A 17,741-nucleotide genomic window follows, 5' to 3' on the forward strand; every position below is an offset into this window, starting at 1 on the left:
AGCGCCCGGACCTATTGCAATTCATCACACCGAATACTGAGGTTTTTATATGGTCAGCTTAACCATTGATGGCAAAAGCGTGCAGGTCGAGAAAGGTACCACCATACTGGAGGCCGCAGCCACGGTAGGGATCACCATCCCGACGCTGTGCTGGCTCAAGAAGGTCTCCCCCACCGGCGCCTGCCGCGTCTGCGCGGTGGAGGTGGCGGGTGTGGAGCGTACCATGACCGCCTGCAACACGCCGGTCAAGGAGGGGATCGAGGTCACCACGGACACGCCGGCCCTGAGGGAAGCCCGCCGCAAGATCATGGAGCTCATGCTGGTGAACCACCCGCTGGACTGCCCGGTCTGCGACGCCGGCGGCGAGTGCGACCTGCAGGATTCCTGCTACGCGCTGAACGCGACCAAGCAGGATTACTCGGCGATCCTGGAGCGCAAGGCGATCCGCTACGACTGGCCGCTCATCGAAAGCGACCCCAACCGCTGCATCCTGTGCGAGAAGTGCGTGAAGGTGGACCACGAGATCGTCGGTTGCGACGCCATCGAGGTGGTCAACAAGGGTGAGGACGCCATCATCGACACGGTGGACGGCAAGCCGCTCAACTGCGAGTTCTGCGGCAACTGCGTCGCGGCCTGCCCGACCGGCGCGCTGATCACCAAGCCCTTCAAGTTCAAGGGGCGTCCCTGGACCTTCAACCGCATCCCCAGCGTCTGCGCCTTCTGCGGCGCAGGCTGCCAGATCGAGTACCACGCCAAGGAGGGCCGCGTTGAGCGGGTCACCAGCGAGGACGACAGCTACAACAACGGCAACCTCTGCATCAACGGCCGCTTCGGCTACCGCTACCTGCACTCCCTGGAGCGGCTCGCCGATCCGCTTTTGCGCGGCGACTCCGGGGCGCTCGCCAAGACCGACTGGGATACCGCCCTTTCCGCCGCGGCCGCGAAGCTCAAGGAGATCGTGGCGCGCGACGGCGGCAAGGCCGTGGCGGGGATCGGGTCCCCGAGGGTGACCAACGAGGAGAGCTTCCTGTTCCAGAAACTCTTCCGCGAGGCGCTCGGGAGCTCCAACCTCGACTCCGAGGCCGGGCTTGGCTTCGCGCAGGCCCAGGCCCAGATGCTCAGGCGCTTCGGCTTCACCGGGGCCAGCAAACAGCTGGACGCCCTGGACGAGGCCCAGGCCATCCTGGTCTTTGGCTGTGACCTGAACGCCGAGGCGACCGGCGCCGAATACCGCGTCATCAAGGCAGCCACCAAGAAGGACGCACGTCTCGTGCTGGTGAACATGCGCGACGTGAAACTCAGGAAGTTCTCCAACGCGCACCTGAAGCACCTCCCCGGCGCCGAACTCCAGGTCATCTACGCACTGATGAAGGGGCTCATCGAGGCGGGGGTAGCGCTTCCGGCCGGGGCCGAGGGTATCAAGGAAGGGCTCGCCCAGCTCTCCATGGACGAGCTCTGCCAGCAGGCCGGGGTCACCATGGCCGCGGTCGAGAACGCGGTGCGGCAGCTCGCCGGCATGAGCCGCGTGGCCATCGTCTTCGGCGCCGACCTGATCAGGAGCGCCGACGCCTCCGGGAAGATCGCGGCCCTGGCCGACCTCGCCGTCATCACCGGCTCGGCAAGCGAGCAGGGGGGAGGCATCTTCCCGATCGACGCCAAGAACAACACCGTGGGCATGCTGGACATGGGGGTCGCCCCGGGCGGCGACGGCAAGGACATCTGGGGCATCGTGGAGGGGATCGAGAAGGGGAGCATCAAGGCCCTTTACCTCCTGGGTTGCGACCTGTCCGGCCTCCCGGACAACCAGCGCATCCGCAAGGCGCTCGGCAAACTGGAACTCTTGGTGGTGCAGGACGTCTTCAAGGGGGACTCCCTCGACTACGCCCACGTCGTGCTCCCGGCAGGTGCCGCCGCCGAGAAGAGCGGTTCCTTCACCTCCCTGGACAACCGGGTACAGGCCATCTTCAAGGCCGTCGACGCCCCTGGCCAGGCCAGGGAAGACTGGGCCATCCTGGCCGATCTCTACGGCAGGCTGACCGACAACGCCCAGGCGATCACCCCGGCCGGCCTCATGGCGGAGATCAAGGGCTCGGCCAAGGGGTACCAGCCCTTCGACGGCTCCCGCAACGGCGTCATCAAGGGTGGGAGCGCCGCCAGAACCGACGCCCCCCTGGCGCCGGTCGCCAAGCCCGCGGCACCCGCCCAGGCGAAGTTCCAGCTCCTGGTCGGCCCCATCGGGTTCCATAACGGCACCTCCACCACCCGCTCCGACGCCAACCTCGACGTGGCGCCTGCCGGTTTCGTGGAACTTCACCCCTCCGATGCGGCGGCACTCGGGATCGCCGAAGGGGCGAGCGTGAAGCTCAGCTCCGGCAACGGCGCCCTTACCGCTGCGGCGAAGATCAGCGCGAAGCTGCAGCCGGGGCTCCTCTTCGCCCCCTCGCACTTCCGCGACCTGAACGCCAACGCGTTGCTCAAGGGGAACTGCAACCTGGTGGAAGTGAAGGTTGAAAAAGCGTAACCCGCCGTGACGGCGTGACTGACGAAGGGGCCCCGTCCGATGGTACGGGGCCTTTTTTTTATGGCGGCCCGGCGCGTATGATGCTAGTCTTCGGGCTCAGTGGCGGTCCGATAGCCAGCTGTTTCTCAAGGGGAGATGCCCATGGACGACAAACTTGCTCAGATAGCGGCACTGGCGGGAAAGAACGACAAGATCGCCGAGAAATTGGAGCAGATGCTCACCGGCCCCAACGACCGTGCCTACATGGTCTGCAGCTACGAAGACTGCAAGCTGCACGAGAAGGGACGCTGCACTATCTACACGGTGCTGGACGTGCCGCGCATGAAGACCGGGCAGCCCTGCAGCAGCTACGAGAAGCTGAGCGCGGCGGAGAACTGAGGCGGGAGGTCAGTCGTAGAGGGACTCTTCGTCTTCTTCAGGGGGCATCCTGCCGTTTCGCTCCAAGAAGGCGAGCTGTTCGCTGCGCTTGCCGATCTGGTCGCTGCAGAAGGTCCAGATCCGGTAGCTTTCCAGGCAGAGGATGGTGAAGCCGGCACCGAAGACGGCCCAGTAGTTGTCCTGGAGCGCCTCGGCGAAGTAGTAGAAGAGGTAGAAGCCGGCCAGGTAGCCGACGTGGCAGAAGCTGCTTGGATGGCGCACGCCGCCCATCATGCGGGAGAGGCTCAGTATGATGGCGGAGAAGGTGTAGAGCACCAGCACCAGGCTGATCATGAGGGGCTTGGGCGCCGCCCCCAGTGTCGCCACCACCTCCTGCGGCCTGGGGAGGAACCAGAAGTCGCGCCAGGCGGCGGTGCTCAGGAGCAGGAACAGGGAAAGCGCCCAAAGTCCCCGGTTGGAGAACCGTTTCAGGCGCCCTATCTCGTCCAGAAGTCCCTGGCGCAACTCCCCCTGCGCGTCACGCGCCCGTTCCCCCATGGTCCCCGTCTTGTTGTTTTCCGCCTGCTCCATCGATCGCTCGCTTACTTTCAGCCGCAGAAATGGTTCACTTGTGTTGGCAGACGGGACCTTTCTCCGTCGTCTGAAATGGCTTTTGCTCAATTTCGTTTAATTTGGCTCTGATAAAGTAGTAAGATTGGGCGATCTTGTCAAGCTCATAGGGAAGATTCGGCGGCCGAGACGTGCCGTTTCCTTCCTGGCCCCTCTCAGTATACTCCTGCAGTTTCCTCATCGGAACCAGCACGATCATCTTTAGCAGCGTGATTACGCCTGCGATAGTGAGGAACAGGGTCAGGATAGAGAAGATCAGCATCTGCATCCGGATCAGCGCCAGTGAGTGCAGGGTCGCCTCCTGTGACAGTCCGATGTCCAGCGTTCCGAGTACCCGCTGCTCGGCGGGGTGGAAGTGGCAGGCGGCGTTGGCGCATTCGGGCTCGTTGTAGATCGGCGCGGTGATGGCCAGGATCTCCTCCCCGGCGGTGTTCTTGAAGGTGCGCGCTTTCTGCATGGTCCCAAGCGTGGTGACCGGCGCCGCCTTCTCATGGCAGACCACGCACCCCTCCGCCTTCTTGTCCACCTGGCGGTTCACCTCCTCGGGTTTCGAGGAGAATGCCACCACCCCCTTCTTGTTGAAGATGCGCACGTGCTGCACGCCGTTTTGGGCGCTGATGTTGCGGATGATGGCGCTGTTCAGCTCCGAGTCCGACTTCATCATGGCGTAACGGGTGGACTTCAGCACGACGCCGGCCAGGTTGTTCGCCTGAGTGATGGAATCGCGGATCACCACCTGCTTGATGGCCGCGTAGAGGAGCACGAAGCAGACCACCAGAAATCCGGTAACCACTATCCCTACGGGAACCAAGGCCCTTCCTGCGATCTTGTCGAACATGGCTCCATCTCCAATCTGGGTCGCCGGCTTGCTGCCGCCGTCAGCCCTGCTATTGCCGCACGTACCTCTTAGCCTGCCGGGCGCCGGCCCTGAGACCGGCGCCCCATCCGACATCCTTTCCCCATCAGTCCAGCTTGGTCATGCGGCTGTAGCTCGCCACCGGTACGGTGCTCGCCTCGCGCCGGCCCCGCGCCGCTGCAGGCACCGCCTCGGGCACGGTCTCCTCCTGCTCCTGCCGGCGCCACTTGTACAGGATCGGGAGCCGGTACAGGATGAAGCGGTAAACCACGATGTAGGTGGCGAAGATGGTCAGGCTGATGATCACCTCGCGCCAGGGCGGGATCTCGCGGTGCGGCAGTTTCCAGTTGAAGGTGATCATGGCGGTGTTGACCCGGTTCAGCACCACGCCGAACACGGTCATGAAGGCGCCGATGCGGACGATGGCCATCTTCCTCGTGTGCACGCCGTAGGTCATCAGGGTGAGCGGCAGCATGAAGCCGACGATGATCTCGAACATGAACCACTGCCCCCAGCCGGTGTCCAGGTAGGCCCACTTGTTGTCGTGCGCGATGCCGATCAGCTTGATGGTGATGTAGGTGGCGATCCCCATGCAGGCGCCCTTGGCGAGCGACACGGTCACCTTGTCCAGTTTCTCGTGGAAGCGGCTGTCGCCGCGCCATGCCATGGTCTTGGCCACGATGGTGCTCACCGTGATCACCATGCACAGGCCGCCAGGCAGCGAGGAGACGAAGAAGTGCAGCCACTGGAACGAAGAGGAGTACCAAAGCGGGTGCACCTTGCCCGGCGCGTAGGTGAAGAGCGCACCCAGCGCCCCCTGGTGCAGGGTCGACAGGATGATGCCGGAAACGGTGAGTCCCAGGGTAATCTTGCGGATGGCGCGCTTGCCGGCAGGGAAGCCGATCCACTCGAAGAAGGCGGTCGACACCTCGGCCACCTGCACCGAGAGGTAGGTGGCGACGTGCCAGGCGACCAGGAACAGGACCGCGGCCGGGCCGAAGGAGACCACCATCGGGTAGGGGAGGCGCCAGGGTTGGCCAAGGTCCGCCAGGAGGTACATGACCGCGAAGAAGTAGCCCAACAGGCCGTTCAGAAGCGCCAGGCGCTCGATCGGTTCCAGGTCGTGCCTGCCGAAGATCTCGCAGGCGGTCCCCAGCTGGAAGCCCGAGGAGGAGAGCGGCACCATGGCGAAGAGGCCGAAACCGAGGAACAGCCCCCAGGGGTAGTCGTTGGAGCCGCTGGTGGCCCAGGCCAACCCGAAGAAGAACCGGCCGATCAGGATCGGGATGCCGATGGCGAAGATCGCCGCCAGGATCCAGTTGAAGGGGTTCCGGAAGGCCTGCAGCAGGTACTGGCTCGGGGTGAGCCCCAAGAGGAGCTTGTTGACCAGCGTGCGCTTCTTGCCTTCATCGTCGTAGGGTGAGTCCACTATTGCCAAACCGTGCTGGATCATTTTTTTCATGGCTTGGTATCCTCCTGGTTGGAATCGGTATCATGCCCATGCTCACCGTGCTCCTGGTTCTTGCAGAGCAGGTGGATGCCGGAGAACAGCGCCGGCCAGATGGAAAGCACCATCGGCACCATGCCGAGGAAATCCTTCACGTTGGAGATGATGGGATCGTTTGACAGCGTGGTGTCGAAGCCCAGCTTGTCGAACCCGACCGGGGCCAGGTAGAGCCAGCTGGTCCCGCCGACCTCCTTCTCGCCGTAGACGTGGTCCACGTAGCGGTCGGGAGTGGCACGGATGCGCTCGTGCGCCAGTTTGATCAGGTCGGCGCGGTGCCCGAAGGTGAGCGCCTCCTGGGGGCAGATCTCGACGCATGCCGGGGGCCTGCCGTACTTGAGCCTGGTGTCGTAGCACAGGATGCATTTCTTGACGACCGGGTTGGTCGCGCTGTCGTAGTCGTAGCCCGGTGCGTTGAACGGGCAGGCGATCATGCAGTTGCGGCAGCCGACGCAGACCTTGGAGTTGTAGATCACCGCCCCTTCCTGGGTTTTCGTATAGGCGTTCACGAAGCAGGAGGTGAGGCAGGCGGGCTCGTTGCAGTGGTTGCACTGCACCTTGCGGTACACGGGTCCCGACGGTTGCTCCTTCTGGTAGCGGTTCACCACCGTGTAGGCCTTCGCGGTCGGGCGCCGGTCGTGTTCGAATACCGACGGATCGTCGAAGGAGGTATCCGGTTCCGGCAGTTTCTGTTCCTTATTGCAGGCAGCCTCGCAGCTGCGGCAGCCGATGCAGCGGGTGGTGTCGACCAGGACGCCCATGGCTTCGGGGTATCCCTCAAAGGAACCGCTGGCATAACCCTTGTTGGTCTTGCCCAGCGCTATCGTGGTCCCGCCTATCAGGCACGCCTTCAGGAAGTTTCTTCGTTTCATCAGCGTTCCTCCTCAATTCATGATGAGCTGCTGTAGTTGGTGCATCTCATTCCTCTTCTGCATGGGCGGGTTTGGCTCCCTTGCGGTTCGTGCTGTAGAAGGCGGCGCCCTCTTTGGTGCGCGGATGGCAGTCCTGGCACCCGGTCGGGCCGTTGCCCACCTTGGTGTGGCAGCCGATGCAGTTTTGGTGCATGGCCCCCTTGAGTCCCATCTTGTCCAGGTGGTAGCGCTGCTTGTCGGCGCGCTTGGCGGCCAGGGTCTCCGGGGAAAACGGGGTGGCCGAATGGCACCCCTTGCAGGAGACGACGGCGGTCGGGCTCGAGTTCTGGTGGCAGCGCACGCAGTTGGGGTCCAGGACCAGGGTGCCGGTGGTGTGGTGGTGGCAGTCCGCGCATTCCTTGATCGACTGGATGTGCTTGCTGTGGTTGAAGGTGAACGGGCTGAACAGCTTGCCGTTCGGGTTCAAGGTGATGGAGTCCGGCACCGGTGCGCACTGCAGCGCAGCAGGGGAGGACACCGAGATGGCGCCTATGGAAAGCGCGGCAACTATAAGATGTTTGTAAGAGGACATGTCATGTTCTCCTGGCTCTGTAGTAGTGGGGAGGCTCACTCCCTTGCTGCCTGGTCCGATGCTAGTGGCGCGCCGCTTCCTTGCCTTCTTCCTGCTCACGCTTGTGCAGGTAGCGGTAGAACATGGGGAACCCGATGAAGAAGGCTACGCAGATCAGGTACTCCACTCCTTTGATGTACTGGTAGAAGTCGACCAGCGTGAAGACTTCCTTTATCTGTCCTATGGTGTCCAGTGTCATGGCTTGGCTCCTTTGCGATCAGGTTGAATTCCATCGCCGCTAGTGGCTCTTGACGCGGGAGGGGGATTTTTCCTGCTCTTTGCCGATCCCCTTCAGCATGCCGTACAGGGTGATCAGGGCAGGGATCAGCTGGACCACCAGCACCAGGGCGCAGAAACCGAGGAAAAGCAGGATCCCCATCTTGCTGACGAAGACCTTGCTGGTCGAGGCGGCGAAAGCGTTGGCTGTCGTCATGAGAAAAACAACGGCTGTGTTCACTAAGGCTGGCAGACGCATCTTGGTTTTCATGGTTTTCTCCTTTTGGGGCGTTGATGTGAAAGACTCGGTCGTTTTATCTTCGGGGCCTCCCGGTGCCTGCCCCCTTTGTTACCCTTAGGCCATCTGCAACTTGAGGCTGTCGAAGGCACACTGAACCGCCTGTCTGATCTCGGCGCGGTCCTCGGCATTAACCGGTTTCAGCGCGTGATAGAAGATCCCCTCGCTCCTGAGCTTTCTGGAGAGCGGCAGCGAGGTGCCGGCGGCTATGAGAATGATTGACAGTTTGCGGTTGCACTGTTTCAGCAGCGGGATGATCTCCGATGCCGAGAACTCGTCGAACTTGGTCCCCAGGAGCACCACCTGCGCGGTTCTTTTCAGGATCCCGGAAAGGGCGCTTTCTATGGAGTTGGTGACGATCACGTTGTAGCCGGACTCGATGAACATCTCGGCCATCTGTTTTCTGCAGTCCATGTCTTCGTCCACGATGAGAAGTCCTTGCATAGCTTTACCCTCACACGGCTGGGAGCATCGGTTCCGCTGTAGCTTGGCTGTGCACCGCCGACACCGGGGGCGCGCCGGCGGAAGTCCCGCCCCGCCAGCCGGCCAGCGGTCATAGGCTGGTCCTGTTGTTCTTGGCAGCCTCTTTCGCGCGCCGCTCGGCTTCGGTGGAAAAGATCCCTTTGAAGATACGGAAAAACATCGTGAGGCCGGGGACCAGCTGAAACAGGATCATCATGGCTACGAATGCGATAAAGACGATCGCGCCCAGCCCGAGCCCCGCGCTTTCCGTTGCGGCGGGAGATGCCATAGCCTGGGTTCCGTCCATCACCAGCGAGGCTGTCGTTACGGTTAGAACCTTCATGATAGTCTCCTTTCCTTTGGTGTGCCTGCGAACCTGGTCAGCTAACCTGCCTGATGACCTTACTAAGCATCCAACGTGCCATCCGCGAGAAAAAGTTATAAGTTGCTGGTTTTCCGTGTGTTTGTTGGCGGATGCGTTTCCTCTTGGGGGCGGCCGGGGCGGTCCAATGTATAGCCGCCCTATACATGCCGCGGCTCCCCCAGGAGCGGGCTTGTTGCGGCGGTCAGGAAAAACGCAATGATTTCGGCGTACAAGGGGGCGGGGCGCGGTGTATTGTTCCGGCATACACTAATAAATCCGGGTGCATTGGCGCGCTCAAGGTCGGTCGTCGGCCGCAGCCGGAGGCGAAACGGCAGCTCAGTCACAGGCAATGCAGTGAAAGTATTTTCATGTCTTTTTGTTGACAGAGAACCCTTTGTGGGCTATTGATACAGCGGGCGGACTCCGTCGTGGGAGCCTCTCAATGGCAGAGGATGACGCGTGGGGCCGTCCTGCTTCAGCGGGCTCGAAAAACCGATAGGCGCGGTGCATCTATAGCTGGATATAACATGGTGATTCTATGCATATTCTTATCGTTGATGATGAGTCTGTTATTAGGGATGGCCTGGCACGAATTCTCGAAGGAGATTCCTTCACCGTAGATGCCGCCAAGAACGGGCATGCTGCCATAGAGCTTTTGCAGCAGAAACAGTTCGATCTGATAATCACCGACCTCAAGATGCCGGGCATGAGCGGGTTCGAGGTGCTGAACGCGGTCAAGATACTGCAGCCGGACACTCCGGTGATCATGATCACGGGGTTCGCCACGGTGGAGACCGCCGTCGAGGCGATGAAAAACGGCACCGTCGACTACATCGTCAAGCCCTTCACGCCCGAGCAGATCCTGGAGAAGGTACACCTCGCGCTGGAACAGAAGAAGACCACGGTGGAAGACATCGTGGTGAAGAAGGAGATCGACTGCCACCACGGCTTCGACGATTTCGTCGGGGAAAGTCGGGAGATGCAGAAGGTCTACCGCCGCATCATCCAGGTCGCCTCCACCGACAGCACCGTCCTGATCACCGGCGAGAGCGGCACCGGCAAGGAGCTCGCCGCCCGCGCCATCCACAAGCACAGTTCCAGGCGCGACCAGCCCTTCGTCGCCGTCGACTGCACCGCGCTGGCGGAAAACCTCCTGGAAAGCGAGCTCTTCGGCCACGTGAAAGGTTCCTTCACCGGCGCCATGCAGACCAAGATGGGCCTGTTGATGGTCGCCGACGGGGGGACGCTCTTCCTCGACGAGGTCTCCAACATCAGCCTCTCCACCCAGGCGAAACTCTTGCGCGTCTTGCAGGAGCGCCAGGTCACCCCGATCGGCGGCACCCAGCCGGTCTCCTTCAACATCCACCTCGTGGCCGCCACCAACCGCAACCTGAAGACCATGGTGGCCGAGGGGAAGTTCCGGGAAGACCTCTTTTTCCGTCTCAACATCATCCCCCTGGAACTCCCCCCGCTGCGCGAGCGTAAAGGGGACATTCCGCTCCTGATCCGCCATTTCATGCACAAGTTCGTCGAGGAGGTCGGCAAGGACCTGCGGGGCATCTCCCCGGAGGCGATGCACTTTCTGGAGAACTACGCCTACCCGGGCAACGTCCGCGAACTGGTGAACACCATCGAGCGCGCGGTGGTCCTGTGCGAGGGGGACGTGATCCAGAAGGAAAATCTGGAATTGGGCGAGGCGGCCGAGGTCTGCAGCACCGGGTTCGACGGCTTCGTCCCGACCAGCGCCGAGGCCCTCAAGGAGATGAAGCGCCACATCCGCGACCGCTCCGTCGAGAACGTCGAGAAAGCGTTCGTGATTCAGGCCTTGAAGCGCAACAACTGGAACATCTCCCGCGCCGCCGAGGAAACCGGCATGCTGCGCCCCAATTTCCAGACCATGTTGAAGCGGTTGGGCATCTCCGTTAAGGACTATTTCGGGCGGTAGGGTAGCCCGGCCGGTCTCCCGTCGCTGCACGAGACGCTCCCCCCGACAGCTACCACCGCGGCAGATGCTGTTTCTGCGTCGCCGCTTTTCCCCTGACTTCCTCACAGCTCTTCTCTTTAATTCTGCGCAGACTCATGGCGAGCTTTTTCCAATGTGTTAAACTCAATGCGGGTTTCTCTTAACGGCCGCGAACGGCAGGGGAGAGCGTGCATGAAACAGATCAACAGTGAAAGAAAGCTGACCCCCCTCAATATCACGATCGTCTATGCCGTAGTCGGTGTCCTCTGGGGCGCCGCTTCCTGCCTGTTCCCCGCCGTGCTGGCACACAAAAGCTTCATGTACACTTCCGTGGAGACCCTGAACCATGCCTTCTTCATACTTGCCACGGCTGCCCTGCTTTACCTCCTGATCAGCCGCAGTGAAGGCGACGTGGTGCGCGGCAAGGAATCGCTGTTCAGGGTGAACCGGGCGCTGAAGACCTTCAGCGGCTGCAACCAGGCTCTGGTGCGGGCCACGGATGAGCTGCAGCTGATGAAGGACGTCTGCCGCACCATCGTCGAGACTGGGGGGTACAAGCTGGCCTGGGTGGGGATGGCCGTGCATGACGACTGGAAGACGGTGCGCCCCGTGGCGCAGTGGGGCGACCGAGGGGGCTACCTCACCAAGCTGGACATGAGTTGGGCGGACATCGACCGGGGGCGCGGCCCCACCGGCACCGCCATCAGGACCGGCACCACGCGCATCGCCCAGAATATCCGCTACGATGCCAGTTGGACCCTGTGGCGGGAGGAGGCGCTGAAACATGGCTTCGCCGCGTCGATATCTCTGCCGCTGATAAACGAAGGGCGCCCCTTGGGAGCGCTGGTGATCTTCGCCGGGGAAAAGCGGGCCTTCGGGAAACAGGAGGTCAAGCTCCTGGAGCAACTGGCGGACGATCTCTCATTTGGGATCGCGACCTTGCGCATGAACGTGGAGCGCAAGAAGGCGGAACAGGAAATCATGCTGCTCGCCTCGGTGATCGAACAGTCCAAGGAAGGGCTCATCCTTTTCGACAGCGACGGGCTGATACAGTACGTGAACCCGGCCATCGAGACCATCACCGGGCACGACGCCCAGTGCGTGGTCGGGCGCAACGTCGCTGCTCTGGGCGACGGCGACGGCGGCGTGGAGCTCTATCGTTTCGTGTGGGCCGACCTGACCAAGGGGGAGCGGCGGACGGGGGGGCACTTTATCCAGAAGGGCAAAGATGGGGAGTGCTACGAGATCGACATCACCTTCTGGTCCATCTCGGATACCTGCGGTGCGGTGAAGAACCACGCCGCCCTGGTGCGCGACGTGACCCACGAACTGCAACTGGAGCGGCAACTGCGCCAGGCCCAGAGGATGGAGGCCATCGCGACCCTGGCCGGCGGCATCGCCCACGACTTCAACAACAACCTGGCCTCCATCATCACCTGTACCGAGATGGCGCGGGACGACGTGGCGCCGGAAAGCCCCCTGCGCGAGCTTTTGGACGTGGTGCTGAAGTCGAGTTACCGGGGGCGCAAGCTCGTGAAGCAGATCCTCACCTTCTGCTGCAAGGGGGAGCAGGAGCGGCAGCCGGTCCAGGTCGAGTCGATCATGAGCGAGTGCCTGAACCTGATGCGCCCGTCGATCCCTTCCTCGATAACGGTGCACGCGCATCTGGAACCGGACCTCGGCATGATCATGGCCGACCCGACCCAGATCCACCAGATCATCATGAACCTGGTGACCAACGCGAGCCATGCCATGAGGCTCAAGGGGGGGACCCTCGAGCTGGCGCTGGAAAACGCCAATCTCGACGCCGATTCCTTCGGCGCACCCGATCTCCCTCCCGGACCGTACCTGAAGTTGACGGTCAAGGACTCGGGGCACGGCATGGACCAGAAGACCATGGAGCAGATCTTCGATCCTTTCTTCACCACCAAGGGGCACAACGAGGGTACCGGGCTCGGCCTGTCGGTGGTGCACGGCATCGTAAGGAACCACGGCGGGGGGATCACGGTAAGCAGCAGGCCAGGGCTGGGAGCCACCTTCGAGGTGTTTCTGCCCCGGACCGCCGCCGTGCAGAAGGATTGCCTGCTGCAGCCGGAGGAAGTTCCGGTGGCCGGCAGCGGCAGGATCCTCTTTGTCGACGATGAGGAGGATGTCGTCTTTGCCGGGAAGAAGATGTTGGAGCGGCTTGGGTACCAGGTGGTTACCGGCCGCGACGGCATGGAGGCGCTGGAAATCTTCCGCGCGGACCCGCGAGGCGTGGACCTGGTCATCACCGACCAGACCATGCCGCGCATGACGGGGATCGAGCTGTCCCGCGAACTCGTCGCCGTCCGCTCCGACCTGCCGGTCATTCTCTGCACCGGGTTGGGATCGGGGGTGGACCGTACCGCACAGCGCGAGGAGGCGGAGCAGGCGGGGGTCCGCGAGGTGGCCTACAAGCCGCTGGACCGCGAGGAGATGACGGCGATGATACACCGGGTAATGGCACCGGCCGGGGAGGCATGAGGAGATGGCGAAGATCCTGATCATCGACGACGAGGAGACTGTCTGCCAGTCCATGTCCCTGGTGGGCAAGCGTGCCGGGCACGAAACGAGCTGCGCTATGACGCTTGTCGCCGGCTGTCAGCTGGCGGCCGAAGGGGAGTTCGACCTGGTGTTCCTCGATGTACGGCTTCCCGACGGCAACGGGCTGGAGATGCTGCCGCGCCTGGCGCAGGCGCCATCGAAGCCCGAGATCGTCATCATGACCGGATACGGCGACCCGGCCGGCGCGGAATTGGCCATCAACAGCGGCGCGTGGGACTACATCGAGAAGGGATCATCGGTGAAGGACATCACCCTTTCCCTCGTGCGGGCCCTGGAGTACCGCAAGCAGAAGCTCTCCCTCTGCGGTCGCCAGGAGGTGGTCGCCCTGAAACGGGAGAATATCATCGGCAACAGCCCCGCCCTGACCGCCTGTCTCGATGCCGTGGCGCGCGCGGCGGTGAGCGACGCCGGCGTTCTGATCCTGGGGGAAACCGGGTCGGGCAAGGAGCTTTTCGCAAGGGCGGTGCACCAGAACAGCAAGCGCAGCGACAGGCCCTTCGTGGTGGTGGACTGCGCCAGCCTGCCGGAGACGCTGGTGGAGAGCCTGCTCTTCGGACACGAGAAGGGGGCCTTTACCGGCGCCGAAAAGGCGCGCGACGGTCTGATCAGCCAGGCTCATGGCGGGACCCTGTTCTTGGACGAGGTGGGTGAGCTCCCCTTCGCCACGCAAAAGGCTTTTCTCAGGGTCCTTCAGGAGAGACGCTATCGCCCGGTGGGGGGGCAGCGCGAGCTGGAGAGCGATTTCCGGCTGGTGGCGGCAACCAACCGCAACCTGAACCGGATGGCGGAGGAGGGAACCTTCCGCAGCGACCTCCTCTTCAGGTTGAGTACCTTCGTCATCGAACTCCCCCCGCTGCGGGAGCGCAGCGAGGACATCAAGGAACTTGCCCGCTATTACATGGACAGGTTCTGTGAGAATAACGGCCTGTCGCCCAAGGGGAGCTGCCCGGAATTCATGGAAACCCTGCAGGCCTACAGTTGGCCCGGCAACGTGCGCGAGTTCATCAACACCATCGAGCGCACCGTGCTGACTGCCCGGGAACAACCGGTCCTTTTCGCCCAGCACCTGCCTACGCCGATCCGGGTACAGGTGACCCAAAACGCCGTGAACCGCCACGAGGCCGCCGCCGCGCCCCCCGCTCAACTGTCGCCGCCTACCCAACTCCCCAAGTTGACCGACTTCCGTGACAGCATCTACAACCAAGCCGAGAAACAGTACCTCTGCGACCTGATGGCGCTGTCCCAAAACGACATCGCCACCGCCTGCAACCTATCCGGACTCTCGCAATCGCGACTTTACGCCCTGCTGAAAATCCACGACCTGCACCGCTCGGCCTAGCCGTCTCGCCATTCCCTTCTCCTCGCCCGATTCTTTCCTGCCGCGCAAGAGCGTTCCTGCACGGCAGGAAACCCAAGTCATCCCTTATTCGGCTCGAATCTCCATGTAAGCATTTGTTTTGACATCATTTTTATCCCCTTTGCCCGAAAGGGGCCGTCCAGGCAGACGTCCGCCCCTAATCCCGCAGTTTTCCGTCCCAATCCTGGCAAGTTACCGTGATAATTGGAATTTTTGTCGTAGGGCTCGTTTCGGCACCAGGGTTGCTATGTATGGGTAACCCTTCGGGGAATAATGCGGAAAAAGGAGAGGGCCATGACAAAGGAAACGCGGGAATCATTGTCCGGGAAAGTGACAAGTTGGTCGATCATCGGTGTGGTACTGGCCGGGACGCTGCTCATCTCCGGCATTGCCGACGTCTCCGAGGGGAGCGGTTTGATGGCGAAGATCTTTCTCCTCTTCATCGGCGCCATCATCGTGGTGCAGGTCATCCCTGGCATCATGCTCTTCAGCGCCATGCTCAAGGGTATTTACGGCCTGTTCGGCAAGAAGGTAAAGGTCCCCCTGGAAGAGGACAAAAAGTAGCTGTTGTGAGACGCGAGGTGCCTTATGGACGAACGGGGAATCATCATTGCGGACAGGGACGCGGATTTCCGCCGCCAGGTAGCCGAATACTTCCGCAAGGCGGGGTATGAGGTCGAGACCACTGATTCAACAGTCCACGTGCTTTGCAGCATCCTGCAGAAGAAGACGCCGGTGTTGTTGCTGGGAAGCGACTTCGACCAGAAGGTTTCGTCGTCGGATCTGATTCACCTGTTGAAAAAATGCAACCGCCATCTGAACGTCATCATGGTTTCCGACGATCTTCCCCTGACCCAGGCGAGGCAGGTGCGCAAGGCGGGGATCTTCTACCAGGCCATGAAACCGGTGGAAAACGGCGATACCGAAGAGCTCGGGCTCGCCGTGGAATGCGCCTTCAAGACCTACCGTGCCAATCGACAGCAGGAGCGCATGGAGGCCGCCATGAGGCGCAGGGCGCACCGGCGCGAGTCGGTGGCAAAGCAACCTGCCAGCGTCTCCAGGCGGTTCTCCTGGCTGATAGCCCTCGCCGTTCTCATCTTCGGGACCAGTTTCCTGGCCCTGTCGGCGGCGGAGAGCGTGCAGCGGGGGGGCAACCTGGGGATCTGGCTCTTCCTCGGATTCTGCGCGCTGTTGGTAGTGGCCCAGTTTTTCCCGGTGTTCCGGATCAAGTTGCCGCATCGCATCATGGCGCAGCAAGCTGCCAAAGAGCAGGCTGCCTCATCCGACAAAAAATCATCCTAGCTAAGGACCTGCTCCTGAAAGGAGGGATACGTGAAACCAGCCGACCTACAAAAGATGAGTTTGCTCGCGAAGCTCGCGTTCTGCGCCTGGGCCATCGCCGGCCTGATCGCGCAAGCGAGCGCCTGGGGCTTCTCTTACGGCGATCAGACCGCCAGCAACCAGGCGTGCCTTTCCTGTCACGGGAAAACCGGCGAGGTGCCGAAGGGATCCTTCGTCGACCCGCAACGGTTCACCCTGACAGCTCATGCCAGCATCGGGTGTGCAGCCTGCCACGCGACCGTGCCTTCCAACCACCCCGACGGGACCAAGGTGCCCAAGGCCGACTGCCGCGATTGCCACTCCGGGATCAGCGATGAGTACGCCAAGGGGCTGCATGCCGCCAAGACCGCCTGCAACGGGTGCCACAACCCGCACCTGGTACAGAATCCGAAAGACGTTTCCGGGCAGGAGATCAACGTGATCTGTTCCAACTGCCACAACTCCCTGGAGATGACGGCAAAGCACGGCGAGTGGCTGCCTCAGTCGGAACTGCACCTGCGCATGCTGCCGTGCATCACCTGTCATACGGGCGCCAAGGACTACTACATCAGCATGTACATCGTCAAGAGCAAGGGCGACAGCCGGTTCGGGAAGCAGGAAGTGGTCGAGTATGCCGAACTGAAAGCGATGGCCGGCGGGCGTCCCATCGTGTCCCTCATCGATACCAACCGGGACAACTACGTTTCGCTGGAAGAGCTGCGCGTGTTCAACCGTTCCCAGAAGTCGCTCCGGCTCTACGGGATGATGACTCCCTCGACGGTGTCCCACAAGTTCGAGATCCTGGACAGCAGGCGTAACTGCAGCTTCTGCCATACCTCGGGCTCGGGACTCATGCAGACCAGCTTCATAGCCGTACCGGATGAGAAAGGGAGCTTCCTGAGAGTGCCGGTAGAGAAGGGGGCGGTCCTTGATGCCCTCTACGCCGCCCCGGACTTCTACATGATGGGGTCCACCAAGAACGCGAATCTGAACAACGTGGGGCTCGCCATCATCTGCTGCGGTCTCATCATGCCGGTCGGGCACGGCTTCGTCCGGTTCCTGACCCGCAAAAACAGGAAACAAAAGGAGCATCAGTCATGAGCGAGAAAAAAAGGATATATCTGCAGCCCTGGCCGATACGCATCTGGCACTGGATCAACGCCTCGGGCATCATCATCCTGATCGTGTCTGGTGCCCAGATCCGCTTCCCCGAGAGCCTGAGCCTCTTCAATAGCTACAAGAGCGCCATCGAGGTGCACAACACCGCGGGGATCATCGTTTCCATCTCCTTCTCGTTCTGGTTCTTCTACTACAAGATGGTGAAGAACACGCTGGACAAGCTGTACATCCCGGACGAGGAGGACATCAAGCACGGCCTGGTACGCCAGCTCCTTTACTACTGCTTCTGGTACTTCCTGGGGCGGCCGAGCCCGTACCATGCCACGCCGGATCACAAGTTCAATCCGATGCAGAAATCGGCGTACCTGGCGGTGATGTTCGTGCTCATGCCGCTGGTCGGCCTCACCGGGATACTGCTGCTGAACGTTACCCCGCTGCGCGTGCTGATCCTGATGTGGGGCGGTATCAAGTTCATCGTCGCGCTCCATTTCCTCCTGGCTTGCTCGCTCCTTGCCTTCCTCTGCACGCACGTCTACCTGGCGACACTGGGAGATTACATCAAGCCGATGCTGATCGGATGGGAGGATGTGGAAGAGCATGAGGAAGTGGGGGGGACGGAAGTGGCCATTCCCGGCTACCGGCCGGTACGTCACTATCCGGAATACGAGCGGGCACTTCTGGAGCAGCGCCACAGTTGATGGGACGG

Annotated in this window: 18 protein-coding genes; 9 read left to right on the forward strand and 9 right to left on the reverse strand. The window is 61.8% G+C overall.

Going from position 1 to position 17,741, the window contains the following annotated elements; translation table 11 throughout:
- Positions 1-49: 49 nt before the first annotated feature.
- A complete protein-coding gene (locus KP003_RS02210; RefSeq protein ID WP_217300242.1) occupies positions 50-2,521 on the forward strand; it encodes a molybdopterin-dependent oxidoreductase in 2,472 nt (823 codons plus the stop codon).
- A 141-nt stretch (positions 2,522-2,662) separates the two neighbouring features.
- The gene (locus tag KP003_RS02215) at positions 2,663-2,899 is read left to right on the forward strand and encodes a hypothetical protein (protein ID WP_216497309.1); all 237 of its coding nucleotides are present in this window, start codon (positions 2,663-2,665) and stop codon (positions 2,897-2,899) included.
- 9 nt (positions 2,900-2,908) lie between these two features.
- Here the strand turns inward: KP003_RS02215 and KP003_RS02220 are convergent, their stop codons facing one another.
- From KP003_RS02220 to KP003_RS02260, 9 genes are all read right to left on the reverse strand, one after another.
- Complete coding sequence (locus tag KP003_RS02220; RefSeq protein WP_216497308.1) at positions 2,909-3,469, reverse strand: menaquinol oxidoreductase; 561 nt, start codon at positions 3,467-3,469, stop codon at positions 2,909-2,911.
- A gap of 34 nt (positions 3,470-3,503) precedes the next feature.
- Positions 3,504-4,346, reverse strand: coding sequence for a cytochrome C (locus tag KP003_RS02225; RefSeq protein ID WP_216497307.1), 843 nt, complete (start codon positions 4,344-4,346; stop codon positions 3,504-3,506).
- Positions 4,347-4,470: 124 nt separating this feature from the next.
- Positions 4,471-5,826 carry a polysulfide reductase NrfD family protein gene (locus KP003_RS02230; RefSeq protein WP_216497306.1) on the reverse strand — a complete coding sequence of 452 codons (1,356 nt, stop codon included), beginning with the start codon at positions 5,824-5,826 and terminating at the stop codon, positions 4,471-4,473.
- Entirely contained in the window at positions 5,823-6,740 is a 918-nt protein-coding gene (locus KP003_RS02235) for a 4Fe-4S dicluster domain-containing protein (RefSeq protein ID WP_216497305.1), read from the reverse strand. Before KP003_RS02235 ends, KP003_RS02230 begins: the two co-directional genes overlap by 4 nt.
- A 46-nt stretch (positions 6,741-6,786) precedes the next feature.
- A complete protein-coding gene (locus KP003_RS02240) occupies positions 6,787-7,311 on the reverse strand; it encodes a cytochrome c3 family protein (protein ID WP_216497304.1) in 525 nt (174 codons plus the stop codon).
- A 61-nt stretch (positions 7,312-7,372) separates the two neighbouring features.
- The gene (locus KP003_RS02245; protein WP_216497303.1) at positions 7,373-7,549 is read right to left on the reverse strand and encodes a hypothetical protein; all 177 of its coding nucleotides are present in this window, start codon (positions 7,547-7,549) and stop codon (positions 7,373-7,375) included.
- A 39-nt stretch (positions 7,550-7,588) separates the two neighbouring features.
- Positions 7,589-7,837 (reverse strand): hypothetical protein, encoded by a 249-nt coding sequence (locus KP003_RS02250; RefSeq protein ID WP_216497302.1) that lies wholly within the window; start codon positions 7,835-7,837, stop codon positions 7,589-7,591.
- Positions 7,838-7,921: 84 nt separating this feature from the next.
- A complete protein-coding gene (locus tag KP003_RS02255; RefSeq protein WP_216497301.1) occupies positions 7,922-8,308 on the reverse strand; it encodes a response regulator in 387 nt (128 codons plus the stop codon).
- A gap of 109 nt (positions 8,309-8,417) precedes the next feature.
- The gene (locus tag KP003_RS02260) at positions 8,418-8,669 is read right to left on the reverse strand and encodes a hypothetical protein (protein ID WP_216497300.1); all 252 of its coding nucleotides are present in this window, start codon (positions 8,667-8,669) and stop codon (positions 8,418-8,420) included.
- Positions 8,670-9,228: 559 nt separating this feature from the next.
- Here KP003_RS02260 and KP003_RS02265 point away from each other — a divergent pair.
- From KP003_RS02265 to KP003_RS02295, 7 genes are all read left to right on the forward strand, one after another.
- Positions 9,229-10,635 (forward strand): sigma-54-dependent transcriptional regulator, encoded by a 1,407-nt coding sequence (locus KP003_RS02265; RefSeq protein WP_217300243.1) that lies wholly within the window; start codon positions 9,229-9,231, stop codon positions 10,633-10,635.
- 210 nt (positions 10,636-10,845) lie between these two features.
- On the forward strand, positions 10,846-13,158 hold the full coding sequence (locus KP003_RS02270) for a hybrid sensor histidine kinase/response regulator (RefSeq protein ID WP_216497298.1): 2,313 nt from the start codon (positions 10,846-10,848) through the stop codon (positions 13,156-13,158).
- Between the two features lie 4 nt (positions 13,159-13,162).
- Positions 13,163-14,578 (forward strand): sigma-54-dependent transcriptional regulator, encoded by a 1,416-nt coding sequence (locus KP003_RS02275; RefSeq protein ID WP_216497297.1) that lies wholly within the window; start codon positions 13,163-13,165, stop codon positions 14,576-14,578.
- A 312-nt stretch (positions 14,579-14,890) separates the two neighbouring features.
- Complete coding sequence (locus tag KP003_RS02280; protein ID WP_216497296.1) at positions 14,891-15,160, forward strand: hypothetical protein; 270 nt, start codon at positions 14,891-14,893, stop codon at positions 15,158-15,160.
- 24 nt (positions 15,161-15,184) lie between these two features.
- Positions 15,185-15,898 (forward strand): response regulator, encoded by a 714-nt coding sequence (locus KP003_RS02285; protein WP_216497295.1) that lies wholly within the window; start codon positions 15,185-15,187, stop codon positions 15,896-15,898.
- 30 nt (positions 15,899-15,928) lie between these two features.
- Positions 15,929-17,017, forward strand: a complete 1,089-nt coding sequence (locus tag KP003_RS02290) for a cytochrome c3 family protein (RefSeq protein WP_239027594.1) — start codon at positions 15,929-15,931, stop codon at positions 17,015-17,017.
- The gene (locus KP003_RS02295; protein ID WP_216497294.1) at positions 17,014-17,733 is read left to right on the forward strand and encodes a cytochrome b/b6 domain-containing protein; all 720 of its coding nucleotides are present in this window, start codon (positions 17,014-17,016) and stop codon (positions 17,731-17,733) included. Before KP003_RS02290 ends, KP003_RS02295 begins: the two co-directional genes overlap by 4 nt.
- Positions 17,734-17,741 lie beyond the last annotated feature (8 nt).

Source organism: Geomonas diazotrophica (assembly GCF_019063885.1).
GTDB classification, from domain to species: domain Bacteria; phylum Desulfobacterota; class Desulfuromonadia; order Geobacterales; family Geobacteraceae; genus Geomonas; species Geomonas diazotrophica.